8 protein-coding genes are annotated in these 6,878 nt (G+C 77.1%); 3 read left to right on the top strand and 5 right to left on the bottom strand.

The annotated features are described in order from the left end of the window. From ABD994_RS27020 to ABD994_RS27005, 4 genes are all read right to left on the bottom strand, one after another. Positions 1–1,008 (bottom strand): PPE domain-containing protein (locus ABD994_RS27020; RefSeq protein ID WP_345423173.1); only part of this gene is annotated, 1,008 nt, incomplete at its 3' end. A gap of 65 nt (positions 1,009–1,073) precedes the next feature. Next, on the bottom strand, positions 1,074–1,538 hold the full coding sequence (gene ispF, locus ABD994_RS27015) for a 2-C-methyl-D-erythritol 2,4-cyclodiphosphate synthase (protein WP_345423170.1): 465 nt from the start codon (positions 1,536–1,538) through the stop codon (positions 1,074–1,076). Beyond that, complete coding sequence (gene ispD / locus ABD994_RS27010) at positions 1,535–2,227, bottom strand: 2-C-methyl-D-erythritol 4-phosphate cytidylyltransferase (protein WP_345423168.1); 693 nt, start codon at positions 2,225–2,227, stop codon at positions 1,535–1,537. The genes ispF and ispD overlap by 4 nt, the downstream gene beginning before the upstream one ends. A 22-nt stretch (positions 2,228–2,249) precedes the next feature. After that, positions 2,250–2,732 carry a CarD family transcriptional regulator gene (locus tag ABD994_RS27005; protein ID WP_116707106.1) on the bottom strand — a complete coding sequence of 161 codons (483 nt, stop codon included), beginning with the start codon at positions 2,730–2,732 and terminating at the stop codon, positions 2,250–2,252. Positions 2,733–2,948: 216 nt separating this feature from the next. Here ABD994_RS27005 and ABD994_RS27000 point away from each other — a divergent pair, with 216 nt between their 5' ends. Continuing rightward, on the top strand, positions 2,949–3,491 hold the full coding sequence (locus ABD994_RS27000; protein WP_345423166.1) for a copper chaperone PCu(A)C domain-containing protein: 543 nt from the start codon (positions 2,949–2,951) through the stop codon (positions 3,489–3,491). 63 nt (positions 3,492–3,554) lie between these two features. Then, positions 3,555–4,943: a DNA repair protein RadA gene (radA, locus tag ABD994_RS26995; protein ID WP_345423164.1), complete on the top strand. Its 1,389-nt coding sequence runs from the start codon at positions 3,555–3,557 to the stop codon at positions 4,941–4,943. 8 nt (positions 4,944–4,951) lie between these two features. Here the strand turns inward: radA and ABD994_RS26990 are convergent, their stop codons facing one another. Next, on the bottom strand, positions 4,952–5,866 hold the full coding sequence (locus tag ABD994_RS26990; protein WP_345423162.1) for a hypothetical protein: 915 nt from the start codon (positions 5,864–5,866) through the stop codon (positions 4,952–4,954). Positions 5,867–5,977: 111 nt separating this feature from the next. Here ABD994_RS26990 and ABD994_RS26985 point away from each other — a divergent pair, with 111 nt between their 5' ends. Then, the gene (locus ABD994_RS26985) at positions 5,978–6,877 is read left to right on the top strand and encodes an HhH-GPD family protein (protein ID WP_345423160.1); all 900 of its coding nucleotides are present in this window, start codon (positions 5,978–5,980) and stop codon (positions 6,875–6,877) included. Position 6,878 lies beyond the last annotated feature (1 nt).

Here is a 6,878-nt window from a genome sequence, read left to right as displayed (position 1 = left end):
CGCGGCACCCGGCACCGCCCCGACGGGCGGCAGGAACCCGGTGCCACCGCCGGTGCCCCCGCCCGGGGGCACGACAGCGCGGGCGCCGGGCTCGCCGCCGGCGGTGCCGGGTGGCGTGGCCGGGACGGCCGGGGCGCTGCCGGCCGTGGTGGTCGACGACGGCGGGGCGTCGGGCACGCTCGGGTGGCCGGTGTCGGGCCGGGCTCCCGACCCCGCGTCCCCCGCACCGCCGTCGGCGCTCCCACCCCCGCCTCCACTACCTCCACTGCCTCCACCGCCGTCGAGGGGCGGGACCGGGCTCGCGGCACCACCGGCACCCGTTCCGCCACCGCCGCCCGTCCCGCCGCCCGTCCCGCCGCCCGTCCCGCCGTCCTCGACGCCGCCCGGCACCGGGCCGGCGCCCGCCGCGCCGCCGCCCGCACCACCGGCACCGGGACCGTCGCCCGTGCCCGGGGCCACCGGGGCGATCGCCGACCCCGACGGGCCCGCGAACTGCGGCAGCGTCGTCATGCGGTCGCGGCTGAAGCCCTGGTAGCGGTCCATCGTCTCCTGGGCGTCGCTCTGGTCGTTCGCCTGCCGCATGGCTTCCTGCTGGTAGTCGCCACCCAACGGGCCCATGCTGCTGAAGACGTCGCCCCAGCCCAGCCCGGTGGGCAGGGGTGGACGCGGCGCCGGGATGGCCGAGCGGACCTGCTCGAGGTTCTGCGCCTGCTCGTGGGAGACGCTGCCCACGGCGTTGGCCAGGCCGCGGGCCTGGTCGACCCAGGGCGACAGCGGGTGGACCGCCGCGCCGGCGGCGTCCGCGGCCTGCCCCTGCCAGTGGGAGCGGAGACCCGCCCCGGCGGCGTCGACCGCGTCGGCGACGTCCTGCATGCGGCCCACGAGCCGGTGCCACGCCTGGCCCCCGTCGACGAACCCGTCGCCGGGCACGCCGCTGACCGGGCCACCGCCGTTGACCTGCGCGTAGATCTCCTGATGGGGAACCGCGAACCAGTGCGTCTCGAACACTCGCCACCTCCCCTCGCGCGGAGCCTAGGAAGCCCTCGCGCGCGGTGGGTGCCGTTTCGCGGAAGTCAGGCGGGCACGAGGAGCGCGGTCGCCACGGCCGCGAGGCCCTCGCCGCGGCCGGTGAGCCCGAGGCCGTCCGAGGTCGTGCCGGAGACCGCGACGGGGCCGCCCAGGGCCTCCGACAGCACCGCCTGCGCCTCGTCCCGCCGGGTGCCGATCTTGGGCGCGTTGCCGATCACCTGGACCGCCGCGTTGCCCAGCGCCCAGCCCTCGGCCGCGACGAGCGTCCGCACCTCGCCCAGGAGCTGCGCGCCGGCGGCCCCGGCCCACTCGGGCCGACCGGTGCCGAACACCGCCCCCAGGTCACCGAGGCCGGCCGCGGACAGCACCGCGTCGCACAGGGCGTGCGCGGCGACGTCGCCGTCGGAGTGCCCGGCGCAACCGTCCACGCCCTCCCAGAGCAGGCCCGCCACCCAGCACGGGACGCCCGGCCCGATCGGGTGGACGTCCGTGCCGATCCCGACCCTCACGCCGGGCCCGCCGTCACCAGCGCCTCCGCCATGGCCAGGTCGAGCGGCGTGGTCACCTTGAACGCGCGCGGGTCGCCCGGCACCGTGGCGACGCTCACGCCCATCGCCTCGGCGAGCCCCGCGTCGTCGGTGGCCGTCACCGGCTCGCCGGCCGCACGGTGCGCCCGGGCACGTTCGTGCGCCGCCCGCAGCGTGGCCACGTCGAAGCCCTGGGGGGTCTGCACGGCCGCCAGGCCGCGGCGGTCGACGGTGGCCGTCACCACACCCGCGGGATCGGTGCGCTTGAGGGTGTCGGCGACGGCCGTGGCCGGCACGACGGCGCGGTGCCCCGCACGGACGGCGTCGACGACCGCGCGCACCACCGCGGGCGGGCACAGGCACCGGGCGGCGTCGTGCACCAGCACCACCTCGGTCCCGGCGGGCAGCGCCGCGAGGGCCGCGTCGACCGAGCCGACGCGGTCGTCGGCGCCGGGCACCACCTGCACGGCCCGGTGCGCGAGCGCAGCACGCACGGTGTCCTCGTCGCCCGGTGGGGCGGCGACGACCACGTGGTCCACCCCGCCCTCGACGAGGCCGTCGACGGCGCGGGCAACCATCGTCAGCCCGCCGACCAGCGCCAGCGCCTTGGGCAGGCCGAGGCCGAGACGTTCGCCCCGGCCCGCCGCGGGCACGATCGCGACGACGCTCACCGCGTCACCGCGGACCGCTGGGTCAGGACGCGAGGACCTGGTCGAGCAGCGACTCGGCGGCCACCTCGTCGGTGCCCTCCGCCAGCGCCAGCTCGCTGACCAGTATCTGCCGCGCCTTCGCCAGCATGCGCTTCTCACCCGCGGACAGGCCGCGGTCCTTCTCCCGGCGCCACAGGTCGCGCACGACCTCGGCCACCTTGTTCACGTCGCCGGAGGCGAGCTTCTCGAGGTTCGCCTTGTACCGGCGCGACCAGTTCGTCGGCTCCTCGGTGTGCGGCGCACGCAGCACCTCGAACACCCGATCCAGCCCCTCCTGGCCCACCACGTCGCGGACGCCGACGATCTCGGCGTTGTCCGCGGGGACCCGGACGGTCAGGTCGCCCTGCGCAACCTTGAGGACGAGGTACTTCTTCTCCTCGCCCTTGATCGTCCTGGTCTCGATGGCCTCGATGAGAGCGGCACCGTGGTGCGGGTAGACGACGGTCTCGCCGACCTTGAAAACCATGTGTCCCGAGCCCCTTTCGCTCCTACGAGGTTAACACGTCCGACGCACGGGCATTGCAGGGGATTCGACCGTCTTCGCAGGTCAGGGACTTGACAATCCGCCCGGATGCGTGCTTGCCGAGGTCACGGCGTCCTCCCGGACGGCCGGGTGACGTCCCGGGTACTAGGGTGTCGCTGCCGTCGAGAGTCTCCCCCACCCGAGAGGACGCCAGCGATCATGAGTCGCCGCCCGCGCGGACCCCGACCGGGGATCGTCGTCGCGACCCTGCTGACCGCGGCCCTCGCCCTCGCGGGCTGCAGCGCCGGCACCGTCACGCAGACCGACACGATCGTCTCCCAGGCGGCCGGCGCGTTCGGCCAGGTGGGGGCGATGTCGCTGCGCGACATCTCGCTGGACTCCGGGCCGGCCGAGACCGTGCCCTCGGGCGCGGAGATCGCCCTGCGCGGCTCGCTCGTCAACGAGGGCGGCACGCCCGACCGCCTCGTCGCCGTCTCGACGCCGTACGCGACCGGCTTCCGCCAGGAGGGCGAGACGGTCATCCCGAACAACAACGTGCTGCGCATCGTGGGCGCCGCGCCGGCGCCGGTCGGGCCGGCGAACCTCGATACCCGCCAGTCGGCCAGCGCCCGCGTGGTCCTCACCGGCACCACGCAGCAGATGCGTCCCGGGCCGACCTACGCCGTGACCTTCACGTTCGAGCGCGCGGGCTCCATCACGTTGCCCGTCATCGTCGTCGGGGCGGGTCCCTCGCAGGGTTAGTCCACGGGGCGTCCCGCGGGATGGTCCGCGGGGCTGTCGGGGGTCGGGCCTACCGTCCTCCCCGTGCCGTCACGTGCCCGCGCCAGCCGCTTCGAGTGCACCGCCTGCGGCCACGTCGCCGCGAAGTGGGTCGGGCGCTGTCCCGACTGCGGGGGGTGGGGCACGGTCGAGGAGGCACCCGACCTCGGTCCGGCGCGCGCCGGTCGCCCCGGCGTCGCCCCCGTGGCGTCCGCCCGCCCGTCCAGTCCCGTCCGGGCCATCATCGAGGTCGGCCTCGAGACGGCGACGGCGCGGCCCACCGGGGTGGGCGAGCTCGACCGCGTGCTCGGCGGCGGCCTCGTGCCCGGCGTCGTGGTGCTGCTGGCCGGCGAGCCGGGGGTGGGCAAGTCCACGCTGCTGCTGGAGGTCGCCGCCCGCCGCGCCCGCGACGGCGCCACCGTGCTGTACGTCACGGGTGAGGAGTCGGCGGGCCAGGTCCGGCTGCGGGCCGAGCGCACCGGCGGGCTGGCGCCGCACCTGTTCCTGTCGGCCACCGGTGATCTCGAGGAGGTCGCCGCCCACGTCGAGGCGGTCGACCCGGAGCTGCTGGTGGTCGACTCGGTGCAGACGGTCGGCACCGCGACGGCCGAGGGCTCGCCCGGCGGCGTCTCCCAGGTCCGCACGGTCACGTCGGCGCTCGTCGCCCTGGCCAAGCAGCGCGACCTGCCGGTGGTGCTCATCGGCCACGTCACCAAGGACGGCGCGGTGGCCGGCCCGCGGACGCTCGAGCACCTCGTGGACGTCGTCCTGTCGTTCGAGGGCGAGCGCCACTCCCCGCTGCGTCTGGTGCGCGGGCTGAAGAACCGCTTCGGCGCCACCGACGAGGTCGGCTGCTTCGAGATGAACGACCGCGGGATCGCCGAGGTCACCGACCCGTCGGGCCTGTTCACCGGCGGGCTCGAGCGCCCCGTGGCCGGGCAGGCCGTCACGGTGGCCATGGAGGGCAAGCGGCCGATGATGGCCGAGGTCCAGGCCCTGGTGGCCCAGCGTCCCACCGACACGGCGCCGCGCCGCGTGGTGTCCGACCTCGACGCCGGTCGCGTCGCGAAGATCGTCGCGGTGCTCCAGGAGCGTTGCGGGCTACGGCTCTACGACAAGGACGTGTTCGTCGCCACGGTCGGCGGCATGAAGCTGCGCGAGCCGTCCGCCGACCTCGCGGTGGCCATCGCCATCACCTCAGCGTTCCACAACCAGGCGGTGCAGGCCGGGCTGGTCGCCGTCGGCGAGGTGGGGCTGGGCGGCGAGGTGCGCCGCGTCGTCGCGCTCGAGCGCCGCCTCGCCGAGGCCGGGCGGCTCGGCATCAGCCGCGCGATCGTGCCGCCGGGCGACGTCACCACGCCGCGGGGGCTCACGGCCGCCCCCACCGACGACGTCCACGAGGCCCTCCTGCGCACGGGGCTGGTCGGGAAGTAGGCGGGAGGTCAGCCCTCGAGGGTGAACGACGCCGGCTCGCTGACGATCCCGTCGAGGCGCGCGAGGAGCTGGTAGGTGCCGGGCGGCACGGTGGTGCGCTCGCCCGTGCAGCCGGGCGCCGAGGTCCGGCCCGACCACCGCACCGAGAACACCGCCTCCTCGCCCGGGGCGAGGGTGCGGACGTCGTCGGTGTCGCCCGGGGAGCAGTCGTTGCTGCCCCACAGGCCCTCGCCCGGCCGGACCACCACGGCGACGGCCTGCTTGGCGGCGTCGAGGTCGCGCACGCACGGCGCGGCGCCGGCGTTGGTGACCACCAGGCTGAGCACGGGCTTGACGCCGGCCGCATACGTCGGCGCGTCGGTGCGCGCGGTGACGCGCAGGTCGCCGTCGGCGCAGGGCCCGGGCGGCGCGGGCTCGGGGCCGGCCGCCGGTGTGGGCTCGGTGCTGGTGCTGGTGCCGGCCGGGGGCGTGCTCTCGGACGGGAGTGCCGGTGGCGTGGTGGGGGTGGCGAGCAGCGGCCCCGCGGAGCCCGTCGGGACGCCGGGGGGCAGGAAGGCGTTCCCGCCGCCCGGGGGCGCGAACAGCGCGCCGTCGGGGGCCGGGGAGAGCGCGGGGGCGCCGCCGGGCGGGAGGACCGGCGCCGGGGTGTCGGAGGGCCCCGCGGGCGGCACGGAGGGCAGCACCGACGGCAGGGCGGCCGCGATCGGTCCGGGGGTGCTGCTCGCCGGCTCACCGGACGGCGGGGAGGTCGTCTCCGGGCCCGCGAGCGCGGCCGCGCGGGCACGGGCGTCGACCGTCTCGGGCCCGCCGCCCAGCCCGGCCAGGGCCCACACCCCGCCCAGGAGCGCGACCACGACCCCGAGCGCGACGGCCCGCCGCCGCCAGTAGACCGACGGCGGAAGCGGTCCGACCGGCTCCCACACGTCACGGAAAGTAGGGTCGCGCTTGCCCTGAGCGATCGACCACCACGCGGCGGACGGCCCGTTTCACCCGACGGTGGCGACGGCGGGCGCACCCGGCAGGATCGGCGGTCGATGGCCGCTCCCACCAGCACGCTCGCCGAGGTCCTCGTGCCGTGGTTCCGCGCGCAGGCCCGCGACCTGCCGTGGCGGCGCCCGGGGACGACGGCGTGGGGCGTCCTCGTCTCGGAGATCATGCTGCAGCAGACGCCGGTCGCGCGGGTGGAGGAGCCGTGGCGGGCGTGGCTCGAGCGCTGGCCCCGACCGTCGGCGATGGCCGCGGCGCCCGCCGCGGACGTGCTGCGGGCCTGGGGCAAGCTGGGCTACCCGCGGCGCGCGCTGCGACTGCACGCCGCGGCGCAGGCGATCGCGGCCGAGCACGGCGACATCGTCCCCGCCGACGTCGAGACCCTCGAGGCGCTGCCCGGTATCGGCACGTACACCGCCCGGGCGGTCGCGGCGTTCGCCCACGGGCGGCGGGTGCCGGTGGTCGACACCAACGTCCGGCGCGTCGTCGCCCGCGCCGTCCACGGCCGGGCCGAGGCCGGCGCCGCCGCGACGCGCGACCTCGCGGACGTCGACGCGCTGCTGCCGGTCGACGAGACCGACGCCGCGACGATGTCGGCGGCGCTCATGGAGCTCGGCGCGACCGTCTGCATCGCGCGCGGGCCGCGGTGCGCGGACTGCCCGGTCCTCGACCGCTGCGCGTGGCAGCGGCTCGGTCGCCCGGCCTGGGACGGCCCGGTCCGCAGGGCGCAGACCTGGGCGGGCACCGACCGCCAGGTGCGCGGGCGGCTCCTCGACGTCCTGCGCGGCGCGCCCGGTCCGGTCGCCGCGGAGGCGCTCGACGCGGCGTGGCGCACCGACGCCGCGCAGCGCTCGCGGTGCCTCGACTCGCTGCTCGTCGACGGGCTCGTCGAGCAGCTCGCGGACGGTCGCTTCGCGCTGCCGGGCGAGGCGGGCGACGTAGGCTGAG

Origin of the sequence: Actinomycetospora chlora (assembly GCF_039542135.1) — a bacterium.
In the GTDB taxonomy this organism is placed as follows: domain Bacteria; phylum Actinomycetota; class Actinomycetes; order Mycobacteriales; family Pseudonocardiaceae; genus Actinomycetospora; species Actinomycetospora chlora.
The sequence above is the reverse complement of the archived record's forward strand: the minus strand, read 5'-3'. Positions and strand labels throughout refer to the sequence as shown.

Excerpts from the sequence above, each read along its gene's own strand:
- ABD994_RS27000 (WP_345423166.1), top strand. The coding sequence starts at position 2,949 with ATGAGTCGCCGCCCGCGCGGACCCCGACCGGGGATCGTCGTCGCGACC.
- ABD994_RS27005 (WP_116707106.1), bottom strand. The coding sequence starts at position 2,732 with ATGGTTTTCAAGGTCGGCGAGACCGTCGTCTACCCGCACCACGGTGCC.
- ABD994_RS26985 (WP_345423160.1), top strand. The coding sequence starts at position 5,978 with ATGGCCGCTCCCACCAGCACGCTCGCCGAGGTCCTCGTGCCGTGGTTC.